The organism is Paraburkholderia sp. J76 (assembly GCF_905220295.1).
Taxonomy (GTDB): Bacteria; Pseudomonadota; Gammaproteobacteria; order Burkholderiales; family Burkholderiaceae; genus Paraburkholderia.
Window position 1 is genome coordinate 77393 of record NZ_CAJMZJ010000004.1, and the last position, 17302, is coordinate 94694.

General features: G+C 66.3%; 15 protein-coding genes. 12 read left to right on the top strand and 3 right to left on the bottom strand.

Annotated elements, in window-relative coordinates:
• Nucleotides 1–110: 110 nt before the first annotated feature.
• Nucleotides 111–680 carry a BON domain-containing protein gene (locus U5768_RS09565; protein WP_322030143.1) on the top strand — a complete coding sequence of 190 codons (570 nt, stop codon included), beginning with the start codon at nucleotides 111–113 and terminating at the stop codon, nucleotides 678–680.
• A 107-nt stretch (nucleotides 681–787) separates the two neighbouring features.
• Nucleotides 788–1069, top strand: coding sequence for a hypothetical protein (locus U5768_RS09570; protein ID WP_322030144.1), 282 nt, complete (start codon nucleotides 788–790; stop codon nucleotides 1067–1069).
• A 14-nt stretch (nucleotides 1070–1083) separates the two neighbouring features.
• Here U5768_RS09570 and U5768_RS09575 read toward each other — a convergent pair whose 3' ends face one another.
• Nucleotides 1084–2244 carry a helix-turn-helix transcriptional regulator gene (locus U5768_RS09575; protein WP_322030145.1) on the bottom strand — a complete coding sequence of 387 codons (1161 nt, stop codon included), beginning with the start codon at nucleotides 2242–2244 and terminating at the stop codon, nucleotides 1084–1086.
• Nucleotides 2245–2717: 473 nt separating this feature from the next.
• Between U5768_RS09575 and U5768_RS09580 the strand changes: the two genes are divergently transcribed.
• The 4 genes from U5768_RS09580 (at nucleotide 2718) to U5768_RS09595 (ending at nucleotide 7941) form a co-directional block, all read left to right on the top strand.
• Nucleotides 2718–2945: a hypothetical protein gene (locus U5768_RS09580; protein ID WP_322030146.1), complete on the top strand. Its 228-nt coding sequence runs from the start codon at nucleotides 2718–2720 to the stop codon at nucleotides 2943–2945.
• A 105-nt stretch (nucleotides 2946–3050) separates the two neighbouring features.
• Entirely contained in the window at nucleotides 3051–3344 is a 294-nt protein-coding gene (locus tag U5768_RS09585) for an H-NS histone family protein (protein WP_322030147.1), read from the top strand.
• A 392-nt stretch (nucleotides 3345–3736) separates the two neighbouring features.
• Nucleotides 3737–5338: a peptide chain release factor 3 gene (locus tag U5768_RS09590; protein ID WP_322030148.1), complete on the top strand. Its 1602-nt coding sequence runs from the start codon at nucleotides 3737–3739 to the stop codon at nucleotides 5336–5338.
• A 239-nt stretch (nucleotides 5339–5577) separates the two neighbouring features.
• On the top strand, nucleotides 5578–7941 hold the full coding sequence (locus tag U5768_RS09595) for a GNAT family N-acetyltransferase (RefSeq protein WP_322030149.1): 2364 nt from the start codon (nucleotides 5578–5580) through the stop codon (nucleotides 7939–7941).
• A gap of 21 nt (nucleotides 7942–7962) precedes the next feature.
• Here the strand turns inward: U5768_RS09595 and U5768_RS09600 are convergent, their stop codons facing one another.
• The gene (locus tag U5768_RS09600) at nucleotides 7963–8508 is read right to left on the bottom strand and encodes a hypothetical protein (RefSeq protein ID WP_322030150.1); all 546 of its coding nucleotides are present in this window, start codon (nucleotides 8506–8508) and stop codon (nucleotides 7963–7965) included.
• A gap of 244 nt (nucleotides 8509–8752) precedes the next feature.
• Here U5768_RS09600 and U5768_RS09605 point away from each other — a divergent pair, with 244 nt between their 5' ends.
• A complete protein-coding gene (locus tag U5768_RS09605; protein ID WP_322030151.1) occupies nucleotides 8753–10744 on the top strand; it encodes a tetratricopeptide repeat protein in 1992 nt (663 codons plus the stop codon).
• A gap of 46 nt (nucleotides 10745–10790) precedes the next feature.
• Here U5768_RS09605 and U5768_RS09610 read toward each other — a convergent pair whose 3' ends face one another.
• Nucleotides 10791–11624, bottom strand: coding sequence for an IclR family transcriptional regulator (locus U5768_RS09610; protein ID WP_322030152.1), 834 nt, complete (start codon nucleotides 11622–11624; stop codon nucleotides 10791–10793).
• A gap of 242 nt (nucleotides 11625–11866) precedes the next feature.
• On the opposite strand from U5768_RS09610, the gene U5768_RS09615 reads away from it, so the two are divergent.
• The 5 genes from U5768_RS09615 to U5768_RS09635 are packed head-to-tail and all read left to right on the top strand — an operon-like array spanning nucleotide 11867 to nucleotide 17290.
• A complete protein-coding gene (locus tag U5768_RS09615) occupies nucleotides 11867–12949 on the top strand; it encodes a sugar ABC transporter substrate-binding protein (protein ID WP_322030153.1) in 1083 nt (360 codons plus the stop codon).
• On the top strand, nucleotides 12946–14568 hold the full coding sequence (locus tag U5768_RS09620; RefSeq protein WP_322030154.1) for a sugar ABC transporter ATP-binding protein: 1623 nt from the start codon (nucleotides 12946–12948) through the stop codon (nucleotides 14566–14568). The genes U5768_RS09615 and U5768_RS09620 overlap by 4 nt, the downstream gene beginning before the upstream one ends.
• On the top strand, nucleotides 14558–15598 hold the full coding sequence (locus U5768_RS09625; protein WP_322030155.1) for an ABC transporter permease: 1041 nt from the start codon (nucleotides 14558–14560) through the stop codon (nucleotides 15596–15598). The genes U5768_RS09620 and U5768_RS09625 overlap by 11 nt, the downstream gene beginning before the upstream one ends.
• A gap of 15 nt (nucleotides 15599–15613) precedes the next feature.
• Nucleotides 15614–15946 (top strand): UxaA family hydrolase, encoded by a 333-nt coding sequence (locus U5768_RS09630; RefSeq protein ID WP_322030156.1) that lies wholly within the window; start codon nucleotides 15614–15616, stop codon nucleotides 15944–15946.
• A gap of 39 nt (nucleotides 15947–15985) precedes the next feature.
• A complete protein-coding gene (locus tag U5768_RS09635; RefSeq protein WP_322030157.1) occupies nucleotides 15986–17290 on the top strand; it encodes a UxaA family hydrolase in 1305 nt (434 codons plus the stop codon).
• The last annotated feature ends 12 nt before the right edge of the window (nucleotides 17291–17302 follow it).

The following is a 17302-nucleotide window of genomic DNA, read 5'->3' on the forward strand; positions in this document are numbered from 1 at the left end:
CCGGAATGCGAGACGAGGAATGTGCGAGGGCGCACGTGTGGCGTCGCAGCCCATGGTGCATCGCAACGATCGTAGCGAAATGAAGATGGCGGCGAGCGAGGTGACAGTCGATGAATGCAATCGGCCAATGCGGGCAAAGCGCAGCACGGCATGCATTCGCGCTCGTTTGCGTGACCGTGTTCGCGATCTCCTGGACCTGCGTCGCGCCGGCGCAGTCACAAGCCGCGAACCCAACGAACCCAACCGATGCCCAGCGTAAAAACTGGTACAACGACCCGTTCTTCGCGCTGTCGAACGCGATACGCGCGTGCCCGCAGCCGCTCGGCCCGCTGATGACGAAAGCCGAAGCCGACGACGACGCCCACTACCGCGTCGAGCGCGGCACGACCTGCTGGCTCGCGCACAAGTGTTCGAAACCGAATTCGTATCTTTACGATGCCGACATCGCAGCGGCGATCCGGCAGCAACTGCAAGGCGATGCCGTGTTCGCGGGCACGAGCATCTGGATCACGGTGCAGCGGCGCTTCGTCTACGCGGAAGGCTGCGTGGGCCCGGGTTTCGACAGCGCGGCGCTGGAGCGCAGGCTCGCCGCCATTCCCGCCGTCGAGCAGGTCTTCGTGCGCCTGACTTCGCACCCGCAAGGTGCGCTGCCTTACAAGACGCTCTCGACCGCGCCGTGAGCACCCCCGGCGCGTGCGGCTGGCGCTCGCCGCGATGCATCGCACACGGCTCGCGGCATGGCACAATCGCAACGTCGAAAAACTAGAAGCCCATCGGGGTGCTCGAAATGACTCGTCCAGTTTCGTCGTTGTTCCGTTTGCGCGGATTGCCATTCGCGGCCTGCGCGTTGACCTTGATCGCGGGGCTTGCTGCGTGCAGCAGCGGGCCGCCGCTGTTCCTGTCGGATGGCCGTCCCACGGTCCAGGTCCAATGCCCGGCTTCGGGCGATCGCGATTCCTGCGCCCAGCAGGCGCGCGCCCGTTGCGCCGACGCGGGTTACGACACCGTCGCGACATCGACCGACAATGGCAACTACACGCTCGTGTTTGCCTGCCGCAAGGCCCAATAAGCCTGGAGCGTCGCTCAGCCTTCGGCGGCGGCGCCCGGCCCGCGCGCCGGCAGATTCAGCAGCAGGCGCAGCAGATCGGGCTGGCGGCGCGTGGCCGTCTTCTGAAAGATCGATTGCAATTGTTTGCGCACCGTGTCGTGCTGTACGCCCACGCGCGCGGCGATTTCCTTTTGCGTGAGACCCTCCGCTAGCAGCAGTGCAATACGGCATTCGGCTGGCGAGAGATCGAACGCCGAGGCGAGCACCCGCTCGTCGACTGGCGGCGCGGATCGCGGGTGGTAGAAGGTCAGCGCCGCGAAGGCGCGCAATTCCGAAGCCGAGGCGTCGTCGGCCGTCACCACGTTGTAGAACGCGTAGAGCACCTCCGGCTGGCTCGCCGAGGGGTGTGTGCTGTGCGGCCCTGCGTGGGCCTCGTCGTGAGGATCCAGCGAAGCAGCGGCGTCGGGCGCGCGCGCGGCATCCGGGCCGCCCTCGCTGGCGCCGACGATGCGCAGCGCGCGAAAGCGCGCCGCCGCTGCCCGCGCGCCGCTCGCGCGGTTACGCAGTCTGGCCTCGCTCACGGCGATGTCCTCGAGCAGGCGCGCGTGATGAGGCGCTGCGAGGGCGATCCGCCTTCCGCGCACCCGCACGAGCGAGGTCGCCTTCAGGAGCCGCTGCGCGGGCTCGTTGCTATGGAGCACGTCGCCCAGCGCGCTCACCAGCATGGCCGGCGGCCGTGAGCGGTTTGCAAGCGTGTCGGCGTTCAACGTAAAGCGGCGCGCGTAAAGGCGCACCGCGCGCACGAGATGCGGCGTGAGCCGCCCGAGCAGTTCGCGATGCTCGGGCGCAAGCGGCCCGGCCTCGCCGCCCCCGCTGCACGCGAGCATGATCGTGAGCCCGTTTTGCTCGATCAGCTTGCACAGCGCCACGCATTGATGACCGTCCTCCAGCGGATAGAGTTCAAAGCCGGTTGCGCGGTCGCCGTCCGCGCAGTCGAATTCCACGCCGCAATGCAGCCATTTGGCCGCCGGGAAAGCGCGCAGCCATGCAAGGCGCGCGTCGTCGCGATAGAGCGGCCGAATGCGCTCGAGCGGCTCCGCGCCCGCGAGCGCGAAACCGTCGCTCCAGGCAAAAAGATCGCGCTGCCTCTCAAAGCCAAACAGATGAATCGACGTCACGCCAATCGTTTCGCGCAATTGCGCGCAAAAATCCTTCCAGGCGCAAGGATTATCGAGTGTGTCGTAAATAACATGCAGCAGGCGATCGTATTGTGATTCGTTTGTTTTCACGCCATTCCCGTTGTTCGTATTGTGAAAGCAGCGGCGGAAAAATGCGCTCCGCATAGCGTTCCACAATTGAGGAATATACAGATGCAAATGCCCCCGTTAATCTGCTTTCCAATTGGATGCGGATACAACCGTCAGCGTGGACGAGAGGCCTTTGAAGTTCCGTGCGGTATCCAACGGATACGCGGGCACGCTGGCCGTATTCTTGTCTGACGGTACGAACAAAAGCCGTAAATCCGCTGCGGCGTGCATTTAGCACGTCCCGATGCGCGATTACTAAACCGACCGATTATCCGCCGCGCGCGGAAAAGCGGCGATGCGACGAAAGTGAGTGCACGCTATTTGTGTGCGCTCGATAAAACTTGTCATGACCGGGGGCAGCGATGAATCATCACCAACTCGAAAAGGACATTGAGCATCTCGAACACATTATCGGGCGGCTCTCGGGGCAAGACCGTATTCCACTCTCTTATTGGCGCGGCCGGCTCGAGTCGGTGTCGAGCGCGAACCTCGTGCCTTCGCAGATGCAGCGCGTGAAGCGCCTGAACGAAGCGCTGCGCGCGCTCGAAAGCCGTCTGTCGCACGAATCGTTGCAGCAACGCGAGCGCTAAACCCAACGTTGCGGCAAGTTTTGTAAAAAAGCGCCCCTTCGCGTTCGTTGACGCTCCAAACCGGTCACAATGGCAATCTCGTGACCGAACTGGAGATGACGTTTCATGGCGAGCTACAAGCAATTGACCGCCCAGCTTGAGAAGCTTCATAAGGAAGTGGCTGCGGCGCGTGAAAAGGAAATTGACCAGGCGATCGCCGAGATCAAGGAAAAGATCGCGGAGTACGACCTCACGGCGGAAGAACTGGGCTTCTCGAGCCGTCGTGCAGTCCCCACGCGCAAGAAGGCGCTCCCTGCCCGTTACATGAACCCGAAGACGGGCGAGACCTGGAGCGGCCGTGGCCGCGCGCCGGGCTGGCTGGCGGGCAAGAACCGCGAACGGTTCCTTATCAAGGAATAACGGATTCCCATCAGGCCGAAACGCCGGAGTGCCCGGAGTGCCCGGAGTAACCGGCGCGACAGCGGCACGGCTTCAAGTCTCCTGAAAAAGCTCACCGTGGGCCACGCGGCGCGCGCCAGCGCGCCCAACCTGTTCGAACCCCATCAAACCTTTAGTCGGCGGCGCGAATGCCGTGTATCATTCGGTCCCGGCGCCTTTTCGCTTTTTCGCGCGGGCATTCCTGGGACATTCCCGATCGCTCGTGCTATTCGCCGTGCGTAGCGGCCCGCATGGGTTCGCCGCAAATGCACCCGGCGTGACCTGAAAACGCGCCCGCAAGCGCCGCCGCGCTCGCCGCAACCTCCGCCGCGCGGCCCGGTTGCCCGAATTCATCCGTGATACCCGCCAGATCCATGTCAGTAGCCGAACTCAGACGCCGCCGCACGTTCGCGGTCATTTCTCACCCGGACGCGGGCAAGACCACGCTCACCGAAAAGCTGCTGCTGTTTTCGGGCGCGATCCAGATCGCCGGCACCGTGAAGGGCAAGAAAAGCGGCCGCTTCGCGACCTCCGACTGGATGGAGATCGAAAAGCAGCGCGGCATTTCGGTCGCCAGTTCGGTCATGCAGTTCGAGTACGGCGACGCCGTCATCAATCTGCTCGACACGCCTGGCCACGAGGACTTCTCGGAAGACACGTACCGCGTGCTGACCGCCGTGGACGCGGCCGTGATGGTGATCGACGGCGCGAACGGCGTGGAAGCGCAAACGCTCAAGCTGCTCGAAGTCTGCCGCAGCCGCAAGACGCCCATTCTCACGTTCATCAACAAGCTCGACCGCGAAGTGCGCGAGCCGCTCGACCTGCTCGACGAAATCGAACAGCATCTGGGCGTCTCGGCGGTGCCCTTCACCTGGCCCATCGGCATGGGCAAGGAATTCCAGGGCGTGTACGACATCCAGCGCGACCAGGTGCGCGTGTTCCGCGCGGGTCAGGAGTCGCTGGGCGGCGCGGTGGAAACGCTGCAGAACATCAGCGAAGAAGAGGGCGAAGCGCGCTTCGGCTATCACTGGAAGCGCACGAAGGAAGAAGTCGAACTGATCACGGGCGCGACGCCCACGTTCGATCGCGACGCCTTTCTCGCGGGCGAGCAGTCGCCGGTGCTGTTCGGCTCGGCGATCAACAACTTCGGCGTGAAGGAAATTCTCGACGCGCTCGTCGATCTCGCGCCGCCGCCTTCGCCGCGCATGGCCGTGCAGCGTCCGGTCTCGCCGGAAGAAACGAAATTCACTGGCGTCGTGTTCAAGGTGCAGGCCAACATGGACCTCGCGCACCGCGACCGCGTGGCGTTCATCCGCGTGTGCTCGGGCCATTTCGAGCGCGGCATGCAGTTGAAGGTCACGCGCAACAACAAGACCTTCCGCGCCAACAACGTGGTGAGCTTTCTCTCGCAGCGCCGCGAAACCGTGGCCGAGGCGTACCCTGGCGACATCATCGGTATTCCTAACCATGGCACGCTGAGCCTCGGCGACACGCTCACCGAAGGCGAAGACCTGCAATTCACGGGTCTGCCCTTCTTCGCGCCGGAAATTTTCCAGACCATCGAAGTGGTCGATCCGATGCGCGCGAAGCAACTGGGCGAAGCGCTCAAGCAGCTTGGCGAAGAAGGCGCGATCCAGGTGTTCCGCCCCATTCATGGCGGCGCGACGATTCTGGGCGCGGTCGGCCAACTGCAGTTCGAGGTGGTGTCGCACCGCCTCGCCGCCGAATACAAGGTGGCCGTGCGCCTGATGCCGGCGCGCTATCGCCTCTCGCGCTGGGTGACCTGCGACGATCCCGCCGAACTGCGCCGCTTCACCGATTCGTACGAGGCCCGCATGGCCTACGACGCTTCGAATGCGCCGACGTATCTCGCCTCGCACGTCTCGGAAATCGAGGTCGCGCAAAAGGCCTGGCCCAAGATCGTGTTCAACGAACTGCGCGAGCATTCGGGCGCGCCGTTCAAGAAGTCGATGTAACACGCGCGGCGCGCTCGCGCCGCGTTTTCAAACAAGCGAAATTCCTCCTTCCGGCGTGTGACACCTTCATGCGCCGCACCAGGCGGCGTGCGACGCCATGCCGCCGCATCTGCGCTCACGCGCGCCGGGCGAAAAGCGCGCATCGCCTGCGCGCTTGCCCTATCCTCCTCGTAACGATAAACGACGACAAACCGGCGTTCGCCATAGCGGCGCGCCTGCTCGACAGACGAGGAGTGCCTGTGACCGTACGCAATCTCGACGCGGTGTTCCAGCCGAAATCCGTAGCCGTGATCGGCGCTTCGCAGCGGCCCGACAGCATCGGCAGCATGGTGTGGCGGCGGCTGATCGAAGGCGGCTTCGCGAGCCCGCTGTGGGCTGTCAATCCGCGCCATGCGGGCGACGTCGAAGCGTTCGACGGCCGCCCCGTGCTCGCCGATGCGGGCGACCTGCCCGAAGCGCCGGGCGTCGCGATCATCTGCACGCGGCCCGCAACGTGGCCCGCGCTCGTGCATCGCCTGGGCGGCATGGGCACGCGCGCGGCGATCATCGTCGGCGAAGCGCGCGACGAAGCCGATCAGGCCGACCTGCGCCACGCGCTGGCGGCGGCGCGCCCGCACCTGCTGCGTATCGTCGGCCCAGGCAGCCTCGGCGCGCTCACGCCCGCGCTCAACGCGCAACTGGGCGCGGCGGCGTCGATTGCGCGCAAGGGCGGCGTGGCGTGGGTGTCGCAGTCCAACGCGCTCACCAACGCGGTGCTGCGCTGGGCCGCGCCGCGCGGCCTCGGCTTTTCGCACGTGATTGCGCTCGGGGACGAAGCCGACGTCGACGCGGGCGACGTGCTCGACTATCTCGCGAGCGATCCGGGCACCCGCGCCATCCTGCTCGAAGTGGACACGATCCGCGCGGCGCGCAAGTTCATGTCGGCGGCGCGCGCGGCGGCGCGCAACAAGCCTGTCCTCGCGCTGCGCAGCGGCCGCGACGACAAGGGCGACGCGCTTTACACGGCGGCGTTCCGGCGCGCGGGCATCGTGCGCGTGGATACGCTCGACGACCTGCTCGACGAAATCGAAACGCTCGGCGTGGGCCGCGTAGCCGCGAGCGACACGGCCACGCTCATCACGAGCGACCGCGGCGTGGCCACGCTCGCGCGCGACGCCTTCATGAAAGCCGGCGACACGCTCGCGCACTGGAACGACGAAGCGCTCGCGGCCATCCAGGCCGCGCTGCCGCATGCGCAGGCGGGCAATCCGCTCGTACTCGGCGACACCGCCAAGCCCGAGCATTTCGGCCTCGCGCTGCAAACGCTCGCCACGCACCGTTCGAGCGGCACGGCGTTCGTCGTGCACGCGCCCACTCACAGCGCGCCCGTGGATGCGGTCGCGCGCACGCTGATTGAGCAGCAGCGCTTTGCCTATCGCGGCATGCTCGCGTGCTTCTTTGGCGGCGTGGACGAAAAAACGCGCGACGAACTGCACGCGCACGGCATTCCGGTGCACACCACGCCGCGACGCCTGGCGCGCGCGTTCGCGCGTCTCGTCGATTACCGGCTGGGCCGCGAGCTGCTGATGCAGACGCCCGAAACGATGCCCGCCCAGGGGCCGGCCGCGATCGAGGCCGCGCAAGGCGAGGCGCGCGCGGCGCTGGCGGCGGGGCGCACGGAACTGAAAGGGGCGGAGGCTGCCAGATTGCTGGCCCTGTTCGGGCTCGCCACGCAGGCGCAGGACGAGCCGGGCGTGAAGGCGGTGGTGGACGTATCGGTGGAGTTTCGCGACGACGACAACTTCGGCCCCGTGTTCCGTTTCGCCGCGCCCTCGCCGGACGACTTTTCGCCGCCGCTGCGCGTGTACAGCCTGCCGCCGCTGAACCCCGTGCTTTCGCGCGACATCATCGCGCGCTCGCCCTATGCGCGCTACACGGCGCCCGCGCCGCCGCTGGCCGCGCTCACGGAGCTGTCGCAGTTCGTGTGCGAGGTGCGGGAGATCGTGGGCATGCGTTTGACGCTGCGCGTGCTGCCCGAGGCGGTCGTGGTCGTCGCGCCGTGCCTGCAACTCGCGGAAAAGCGCAGCCGCTTCGCGATCATGCCGTACCCGCGGCGGCTGGAAGAAACGCTCGACTGGCACGGCGAGCGCCTGACGATCCGTCCGATCCGCCCCGAAGACGAGGACATGCATCGCACGTTCGTCGAATCGATGACGCCCGACGACTTGCGCCTGCGCTTCTTTTCGGCGGTGCGCAGCTTCGATCACTCGCAGCTCGCGCGCATGACGCAAATCGACTACGACCGCGAGATGGCGCTCATCGCCGTCGTGCACGGCGAGGATGGCCGGCCGCGCACGCTGGGAGTCGCGCGCGCCGTGGCCGACCCGGACAACGAGACCGCCGAATTCGCGGTCGCGATCCTGTCGAATCTCAAGCGAGGCGGCCTGGGCCGCTTGCTGCTGTCGCGCATCATCGCGTACGTGCGCTCGCGCGGCACGCACTGGCTGCTCGGCGAGGCGCTGCGCGAGAACGCGCCGATGATCGGTCTTGCGCGCGCCTGCGGCTTTACCGTCACGCCCACGGAAGACCCGGGCGTGGTCGGTTTTCGCATGGCGCTCGACTGAACCGGCTAACGGGCGGGAACCTTAAGCGGCCAGCTTCGCGAGCGCGTCGTCGATCTGGCCGCGCGTGAGCGCCAGCTCTTCGAGCCACGCCTCGCCGTACTGGGCGCCGGTTTCCTTTTCCAGCCGCGCGATGGTCGCGGCACAGCGCGCGGCGTCCTTGGGCGTGGCGATGAACGCCTTCACCGACTGGCCGCCCTGGAATGCCTCGAACAGCGGCGCGCGGATTTCGTCGGGCAGCGCGCGCGTGGTCCACTGGTGCGTCTTGCCATTGAAGGTGAGCGAAGGCGGCAGCACGCGCTCCTTGCGCGTGGCCGGAATCAGGCCGAAGTTGCGGGCGGCTTCGGCGATCTGCTCGGCCGTGAACAGCTCCTCGGGAGCGATCTCGAATTGCGCGATGGCGTTCTCGACGGTCTTCATCGCTTCCGCGCGGTCGTCGCGCTTTTTCTGCGCGCGCGCCACGATGTCGCGCAGCTCGTCGGCTTCTTCGGGCGTGATCGTGAAGCTTGCCTGTTTCTGCTGAAGCTCGGAAAAGCGCTGGAATTCTTGATCGGTCAGGAGTTTCGCCATGGGTTTTCGCGGTTTTTCGCGCACGCGGCCTTCATGCGCCGGGAAGGCCGCGCGCGCGGGTTTTTGAGAGGGCCGCCATTCTAACCGTTTTGCGTGGCTGCCTTCCATTTGCGCGGAATGGACGTGCATGCGCGCGCGGCGCATATGTAGGACGCGTCCGATTTCCTCGGGCGAAGGCGCTCCCTATCATCGCCAGATGAACTCATCGCGCCCCTCATCTCAAGCCGATTCGTGCCCGGAGGCTTTGCTTCAACGCGGCATCGGGCATCTGAACGACGAAAAATACAGCTTCGCCGAAGCGCTCTTTCGCGAAATTCTCGCGCAGGACCCGCATCATGCCGAAGCGCTCCATCAACTCGGCGTAACGCTCGCGCGGCAGTCGCGGTTCGAGGCGGCCGAACAGTCGTACCGCGCGTCGCTCGCCCAGCGCGAGAGCGGGCCGTGCCGGCGCGATCTCGCATGGGCGCTCCTGTGGCAGGGCCGCGACGGCGAAGCGATCGAAGCGTATCGCGCCGCGATCGGCGCGGGCGTGCGCGAGGCGCGCGTCTTTAGCAACCTCGGCAATCTGCTCAAAAAGCGCAATGCGCTGCCGCAGGCGGAGGCCTGCTACCGCGAGGCCATTGCGACCGACCCCGGCTACGCGCTTGGCTACAGCAATCTCGCGATGCTTCAGCAGGACGCCGGCCAGCTCGAAGCCGCCGAGAAAAACCTGAAGCAGGCGCTCACGCTTGCGCCGAACTCGGCGCATCTGTGGCAATGCTATGGCGGTTTGCTGGAGCGTCTGAACCGCATAGACGAAGCCGATCATGCCTATTGCCGGGGCGGCCGCTGGGAAGCCGCGCAATTCGTGCGCCGCCGCGAGGCGCACTGGCAACAGCTTGCCGAGATAGACGCGGCTGCACTGGCCATGGTGTCGGCGGGCACGGCGGACAACCTCACGCCCTGGGGCCTGCTCGGCATTCCGGCGCTTACGCCGCAACTGCATCGCGAAGCGGGGTCGCGCTTCGCGCTATGCCGCTGGCGCGGGGAACTGGCCGCGGCGCCGCTCGTGGCGCGCGGCGTGGGGCTCTCCGGCGCGCTTGCGCGCTGCAACCTGGGCGAGCGGCTGCGCATCGGCTATCTTTCGGCCGACTTCTACGACCATGCCACGCTGCGCTTGCTGGCAGGCGTGCTCGAATTGCACGACGCCACGCGTTTCGATGTGCATCTGTACTCGTACGGACCCGATCCCGATGCCGCCGCCCGCGCGCGCTTCGCGCACGTGCCGGGCACCTGGCACGACGTCGGCGCGCTTTCCGACGCCCAGGCCGCCGCGCAAATCATGCACGACGGCATTCACCTGCTCGTCGACCTGAAAGGCTATACAACGGGCGCGCGGCTCGGCATCACGGCGCTGCGTCCGGCGCCCGTGATCGTGAGCTGGCTGGGCTATCCGGGGTCGCTCGGCCACGCGCGGCTGGCGGACTACCTCATCTCCGACGCCCTGGTCACGCCGCCCGCCGCAGCCTCGCACTACAGCGAGACACTGGCGCTGATGCCGCATTGCTACCAGCCTGTCGATCATCGCCGCCAAAGCGCATCGCCGCCCTCGCGTGCGCAAGCGGGTTTGCCCGAAACGGGCTTCGTGTTCTGCAGCTTCAACCAGACCTTCAAGTTCAACGCGCCGATGTCGGCGCTGTGGGCGCGGCTGCTCAAGGCCACGCCCGGCAGCGTGCTGTGGCTGCTCGAACCGGGCTCGGAGCGAGCGAAAGCGAACCTGCGCAGCTTTTACGAGACGCAAGGCGTCGATCCCGCGCGCGTGATCTTCGCGCCGCGCGTGCCGCAGGAGGCGCATCTCGCGCGTCTGCAACTCGCGGACCTCGCGCTCGACACGCTCCCGGTCGGCTCGCACACCACGGGCAGCGACGCGCTCTGGGCCGGTGTGCCGATGGTGACGGTGCCGGGCACGTTGTTCGCGGGCCGCGTGGGCATGAGTCTGCTGCACGCGGTGGGACTGCCCGAACTCGTCGCGCACGATCTCGACGCCTACTTCCAGATCGCGCTCGGCTTTGCCACCGACGCCGCCTGGCGCGCGAGGGTGCGCGAAAAGCTCGCGGCCGCGCGCCTTGCGTCGCCGCTGTTCGATACGGCGCGGTTCACGCGCGATCTGGAGCGTCTGTACATGGCGATTGCCCAGCGGGAGGCACAGGGCGTAACGCAGGAAACGGGCGATCGTACGCCCGTGGTCGTGAGCTAAGTGCGGTAAGTGCGGTAAGTACGACGAGTGGGGACGTGCGTGTGCGTCACGCCGCGCTGTCTTCGCGAAACATCGACAAGGTTTGCACGGTCGCGCTCAGCATTTGCGTGGCGTCGTCGAGCGAGGGCGCGACATAGTCGTCGATGCGCTTGAGGAACGGGCAGGTCAGCGCCGCAATGGCCTGACCGGAAGGCCCGAGCACGGGAAACGTCACGTCCGTCACGCCGAAAATCTGCTGGCTGTCCTTGCGCGAGAAGCCCGCCTCGCGCACCTGTTCGCACGCGGCCTCCAGCGCCGCGTGATCGATCGGCACCTCGCCCTTCACTTTCGTATGCTCCGCGAGCATGTGCGCGCGCTGCTCCGGCGTTTGCCAGGCGAGGAGCGTGCGGCCCGAACTCGTATCGACGAGACCCACGCGCGACCCCAGGCGCACCGCAATGCCCCACGTGCCGGGGCCGTCCACCTGCGCGATCACGAGCAGGTTGCCGCGGTCGTACACGGTGAGATGGCAGGACTGCTCGGCTTCGTCGGCGAAACGCTGCATGAGCGGCAGCGCTTCCGAGATCAGGCGCTCCATGGGCGGGTGACGATGCGCGAGCGCGAAGAGCTTCAGACTCAGCGCATAACGGTCGCCGCCTTCCGAGCGGATGACGTACTGGCGCGCCACCAGCCGCTCGAGCATGCGGTAGATCTCGCTCGCGTTGCGCCCGAGCGCCTTCGTGATCTCGGCGCGCGTGAGGCCGGCGCGCTGCTCCGCAAGCAGTTCGAGTATGTCGAGTCCCTTGTCGAGGGCGGGCGCGCGATAGCGATCGGCGTCGTCTTTCTCTTCGGTTTCTTCGGGCACGTTATCCATCTGGCTATTTTTCGCGTTCTTTTCCATTCGATGTCCCCAGGGAAAGCACGGACCCATGTTGCACTGCACTTTTCTTGACCTCGTGTCGTGCGTATATGAATAATATGTTCACTGGTGAATAAACGCCAGCGTCGTCAGGTTAGGGCAGGTCAGGAAGAGGCAGTTGCAACGGGTCGCCGGCGCTTCGGGCATTCCACGTGGGCGCGGCAAACAGTGCGATTCATCAACGACAGAATCGGCGCGCCAGGCGCGCGCGACAGGAGACACACATGGCGTTCGCATCCGGGCTTTTGAAGGCCCGCCGCTCCACCGCAATTCATCCGTCGCGCGGCGCCTTCGCCCGCGCCGCCACAAAAACGCTGTGCGTCGCCGCGGCCTGCGCTGCGGCGTTTGGCGCGTCGAGCGCCGTCAACGCAGCGGAACCTGGCAAGGTGGGCCTTGGCCTGCCGCTCCTCACGTCGCCGTTCTGGCAGTCGTACAACAATTACCTCGGCGTCTACGCGAAGCAGGACGGCATCGACATTCTTGCGCCCGTGAACTCGAACAACGATCCCGCCCAGCAGATCACGGACATGAACAACATGATCAATCTGGGCGCGAAGGGCATCGTGGTCGGGCCGATCGATTCGGCCGCGATCAGCCGCGCGCTCGGCAACGCCGCGCAGAAGAACGTGAAGGTCGTGGCCGTGGACGTCGCGCCCACGCAGGGCAACGTGGCGATGGTGGTGCGCGCCGACAATCGCGCCTACGGCGAGCAGGCGTGCAAGTACATTGGCGAGCACGTGAAGTCGGGCAAGGTCGTGCAGATCATGGGCGACCTCGCGTCGGTGAACGGTCGCGACCGTTCGGAGGCGTTCCGTGCGTGCCTGAAGAACTATCCGAATCTGTCGCTGCTCGAAATTCCGGCCGGCTGGAAGGGCGACGTGGCGGCGAGCGCACTGGACAGCCTGCTCACCGCGAACCCCGACGTGAAGGGCATCTACATGCAGGCGGGCGGCGTGTATCTCTCGCCCACGCTGCAAACGCTGCGCCGCAAGCAGATGCTCTTTCCGGCGGGCGACCCGAAGCACATCGTGATCGTTTCGAATGACGGCATTCCGCAGGAGTTCGAAGCAATTCGCAAGGGCGAGATCGACGCGACCGTATCGCAGCCCGCCGATCTTTACGCGAAATACGGCCTCTATTACATCAAGGCCGCGCTGGAGGGCAAAACGTTCAAGCCGGGCAAGACCGATCACGACAGCACGATCATCCAGCTTCAGTCCGGCATTCTCGAAGACCAGTTGCCGGCGCCGCTCGTGACGAAACAGAACGTCGACGACAAGAACCTCTGGGGCAATACCGTCAAATGAACGATCGAACGAGCGATCGGGTTGCAGCACGGGTTCCAGCGCGGGTTGCAGCCGATAGCGCGCCGCCGTGGGGCGATGCGCTATCCGCGGGCAGCCGCGAGGCGGCTGCGCGAGCCCTGGCGCCGGTGGTCGAGGCGAGCGGCGTGACGAAGCGCTATGGCTCCACGGCGGCGCTCGCCGACGTGAGCCTGCGCGTGATGGCGGGCGAGTCGCATGCGCTGGTGGGCCGCAACGGCGCGGGCAAGTCCACGCTCGTTTCGATCCTCACCGGCTTGCGCAAGCCCGACGAAGGCAGCGTGCGCTTTAACGGCGAGAGTGCGCCCGCGCTCGCCGACCGCGACGCCTGGCGCGAGCGCGTGGCCTGCGTGTATCAGCATTCCACGATCATTCGCGATCTCACGGTCGCGGAGAATCTCTTCATCAATCGCCAGCCTGTGCGTCGCGGCGCGATCGACTGGCGAACCATGCGCCGCGACGCTCGCGCGCTGCTCGACCACTGGCGCATCGACGTGCGCGAGGACGCGCGCGCGGGCGACCTCACGGTCGAAGCGCGCCAGCTCGTGGAGATTGCGCGGGCGCTGTCGTATGGCGCGCGTTTCATCATCCTCGACGAACCGACCGCGCAGCTCGACGGCGAGGAAATCAAGCGCCTCTTCCGGCGTATCGACGAATTGCAGCGCGAAGGCGTGACGTTCCTGTTCATCTCGCACCATTTGCAGGAGGTGTACGAGATTTGCCAGGCTGTCACGGTGCTGCGCGACGCGCGCCATATCGTGAGTGCGCCGGTGTCCCAGTTGCCGCGCGAAAAGCTTATCGAAGCCATGACGGGCGAGCGCGGCGGCCTGAATGTGGCCGATGCGTCGGCGCGCGCGGCGCTGCCCGCCGACGCGCCGCTCGCGCTCGAAGTGCGCGGCCTCACGGGTCACGACTATCACGACATCTCCTTCACGCTAAAGCGCGGCGAAGTGGTGGGCCTCACGGGCGCGACGAGCAGCGGCCGCACGAGCGTGGGCGAGGCGATTGCGGGACTCGCGGCGCAGCGCTCGGGCGAGATTCGCGTGAATGGCGCGCCGCTCGCGCCCGGCGACGTGCCGGCGGCGCTGGCGAGCGGCGTGGGCTGCGTGCCGAAGGACCGCCATCACGAAGGGCTCGTGCTCACGCAGTCGGTGGCCGAAAACGCATCGATGACGATTGCGCGCCTGCTCGGGCGCTTCGGCTTCGCGCCGCCGGCGAAGAAGCAGGCGTTCGGCAAGCGCATGATCGAATCGCTCGGCATCGTCGCGCAAGGTCCGGATCACGTGGTTTCGGGTCTGTCGGGCGGCAACCAGCAGAAGGTGGTGATGGCGCGCGCATTGGCAAGCAATCCTGACGTTCTCGTACTCATCGACCCCACGGCGGGCGTGGACGTGAAGTCGAAGGAAGCGTTGCTCTCGGTCGTGGACCGCGTGCGCGACGAAGGCAAGGCCGTGCTGGTCGTGTCGAGCGAACTCGACGACTTGCGCACCTGCGACCGCGTGCTCGTGATGTTTCGCGGCAGGGTGGTTGCCGAAGTGGCGGCCGGATGGCAGGACCACGAACTGATCGCATCGATTGAAGGAGTCGATCTCCATGAAGAATAGTGTTTCGACGCCCGCGTTCGCGGCGGCGCAGGCCGATGCGGCCGCGAAGGATCGCCGGGCGCGCCCCCGCATCGAACTGGCGCGCCTGCGCGATTTCGCGCTGTTGCCCGCGCTGGTGCTGCTGCTCGTGATCGGCGGCTTCGTGAGCCCGAGCTTTCTCACGCGTGCGAATCTCATCAGCGTGCTGGGGGCTTCCGCGGCGCTCGCGCTCGTGGTGCTCGCCGAGTCGCTCATCGTTCTCACGGGCAAGTTCGATCTTTCGCTCGAATCGACCGTGGGCATCGCGCCCGCCGTTGGCGCGATGCTTGTCATGCCGGCTGCGTCGGCGGGCTTCGGGACGCAATGGCCTGCGTTCGCCGGGCTCGCGGCCATCGTGCTGGTGGGCGCGCTGATCGGTTTCATCAACGGCTTTCTCGTCGTGCGGCTGCGCCTGAATGCGTTCATCGTGACGCTCGCCATGCTTATCGTGCTGCGCGGCATGCTGGTGGGCGCAACCAAAGGCGGCACGCTCTTCGACATGCCTTCGTCGTTCTTCGCGCTCGCCACGACAATCGTGCTCGGCCTGCCGGTTTCCGTTTGGCTCGCCGCCGCCGCGTTCGCCGTGGCCGCGTTCATGCTGCGCTATCACCGCGTGGGCCGCGCGCTCTATGCCATCGGCGGCAATCCCGACGCGGCGCGCGCCGCCGGCATTCGCGTGGAGCGCATCACATGGGGCGTGTTCGTGCTCGGCAGCGTGCTGGCCGCGCTCGGCGGGTTGATCGTCACGGGCTACGTGGGCGCGATCAACGCGAATCAGGGCAACGGCATGATTTTCACCGTGTTCGCGGCGGCCGTGATCGGCGGCATTTCGCTCGATGGCGGCAAGGGCACGATGCTCGGCGCGCTCTCGGGCGTGCTGCTGCTCGGCGTCGTGCAGAACCTGCTCACGCTCGCCCAGGTGCCGTCGTTCTGGATTCAGGCGATTTACGGCGCAATCATCCTCGGCTCGCTGATGGTGGCGCGGCTCGCGGGCGGCGAGGCACAGAACTAAACGCGGAGACCCTCTGTGAACAGCAACGCACTTCATACGGACGCCCGCCTCATCCTGCTAGCTCCTGAGGACAACTGTCTGATCGCGGCGGCGCGTCTGCCGGCGGCCGAGACCGTGGAGATAGAAGGCGAGCGCGTGACGCTCGCGAAGACGATCGAACTCGGTCACAAGGTGGCGCGCCGCGCGCTTGCGAAAGACGAAAAGGTGCTGCGCTACGGCGCGCGCATCGGCCATGTGAACGAGCCGGTGGCGCGCGGCGAGCATCTGCACACGCACAACCTGGAAAGCGATTACTTGCCGACCTATACGCACGACGCGGGACACGAGTTCGTGCCGCATAAGTCGTGACCCAATGATGCGATACGCGCTGAAAGCAGGATTCAAGTTATGAGCGATAGCAACATCACATCTTCACAAGCCCGCGCGCCGATGCTCGAAGGCTGGCCGCGCAACGACGGCCGCAAGGGCATTCGCAACGTGGTTGCGGTGGCCTACCTCGTGGAATGCGCGCACCATGTGGCGCAGGAGATCGTCGCGCAGTTTCGCGAGCCCTTTGGCGCCTTCGACGATCCGGCCGCGCAGCATGAACCGCCTGTGCATCTGATCGGCTTTCCCGGCTGCTTTCCGAACAGCTACGCCGAGAAGATGATGAAGCAGCTCACCACGCATCCGAACGTGGGCGCGGTGCTGTTCGTTTCGCTCGGCTGCGAGAGCATGAACAAGCACTATCTGGTCGAGCAGGTTCGCGCGAGCGGCCGTCCTGTAGAAGTCCTGACGATTCAGGAAAAGGGCGGCACGCGCAGCACGATCCAGTACGGTCTCGACTGGGTGCGTTCAGCGCGTGCGCAACTCGCCGCGCAAAAGAAGGTGCCGATGCGCCTCGACGAACTCGTGGTCGGCACGATCTGCGGCGGCTCGGACGGCACGAGCGGCATCACCGCGAACCCGGCCGTGGGGCGTGCCTTCGATCAACTGATCGCGGCGGGGGCGGCCTGCATCTTCGAGGAAACCGGCGAACTGGTGGGCTGCGAATTTCACATGAAGACCCGCGCGGCCAGGCCCGAACTGGGCGAAGAGATCGTGGCATGCGTGGCCAAGGCGGCGCGCTACTATTCGATTCTCGGACACGGTTCGTTCGCCGTGGGCAATGCGGACGGCGGCCTCACCACGCAGGAGGAGAAGTCGCTTGGCGCCTACGCCAAAAGCGGCGCCTCGCCGATCATCGGCATCGTGAAGCCCGGCGACGTGCCGCCCACGGGCGGTCTCTATCTGCTCGACGTGGTGCCTGACGGCGAGCCGCGCTTCGGCTTTCCGAATATCAGCGACAATGCGGAAATCGCGGAGCTGATCGCATGCGGCGCGCATGTGATCCTGTTCACGACCGGGCGCGGGTCGGTGGTGGGTTCGGCGCTTGCGCCGGTCATCAAGGTGTGCGCGAACCCTCTGACCTACCGCAACCTCGCCGGCGACATGGACGTGGACGCGGGCCGCATTCTCGAAGGCCGCGCGACGCTCGACGAAGTGGGGCGCGAAGTATTCGACCGCACGCTGGCGGTGGCGGGCGGCGAGCGCTCGAAGTCGGAGACGCTTGGGCACCAGGAGTTTATCCTCACGTACAAGACCTTCGATCCGGTCGGTCCCGCCTGCCTGCCCGCCAGTGCGCGTGTGCCGATTGTCGAAGTCGCGAACTGAACCCGCGGTTAC

What these genes read in the sequence shown, in the direction of transcription:
- U5768_RS09565 (WP_322030143.1), top strand. Translation starts at nt 111, where the DNA reads ATGAATGCAATCGGCCAATGCGGGCAAAGCGCAGCACGGCATGCATTC.
- U5768_RS09570 (WP_322030144.1), top strand. Translation starts at nt 788, where the DNA reads ATGACTCGTCCAGTTTCGTCGTTGTTCCGTTTGCGCGGATTGCCATTC.
- U5768_RS09580 (WP_322030146.1), top strand. Translation starts at nt 2,718, where the DNA reads ATGAATCATCACCAACTCGAAAAGGACATTGAGCATCTCGAACACATT.
- U5768_RS09585 (WP_322030147.1), top strand. Translation starts at nt 3,051, where the DNA reads ATGGCGAGCTACAAGCAATTGACCGCCCAGCTTGAGAAGCTTCATAAG.
- U5768_RS09590 (WP_322030148.1), top strand. Translation starts at nt 3,737, where the DNA reads ATGTCAGTAGCCGAACTCAGACGCCGCCGCACGTTCGCGGTCATTTCT.
- U5768_RS09600 (WP_322030150.1), bottom strand. Translation starts at nt 8,508, where the DNA reads ATGGCGAAACTCCTGACCGATCAAGAATTCCAGCGCTTTTCCGAGCTT.
- U5768_RS09610 (WP_322030152.1), bottom strand. Translation starts at nt 11,624, where the DNA reads ATGGAAAAGAACGCGAAAAATAGCCAGATGGATAACGTGCCCGAAGAA.
- U5768_RS09615 (WP_322030153.1), top strand. Translation starts at nt 11,867, where the DNA reads ATGGCGTTCGCATCCGGGCTTTTGAAGGCCCGCCGCTCCACCGCAATT.
- U5768_RS09620 (WP_322030154.1), top strand. Translation starts at nt 12,946, where the DNA reads ATGAACGATCGAACGAGCGATCGGGTTGCAGCACGGGTTCCAGCGCGG.
- U5768_RS09625 (WP_322030155.1), top strand. Translation starts at nt 14,558, where the DNA reads ATGAAGAATAGTGTTTCGACGCCCGCGTTCGCGGCGGCGCAGGCCGAT.
- U5768_RS09635 (WP_322030157.1), top strand. Translation starts at nt 15,986, where the DNA reads ATGAGCGATAGCAACATCACATCTTCACAAGCCCGCGCGCCGATGCTC.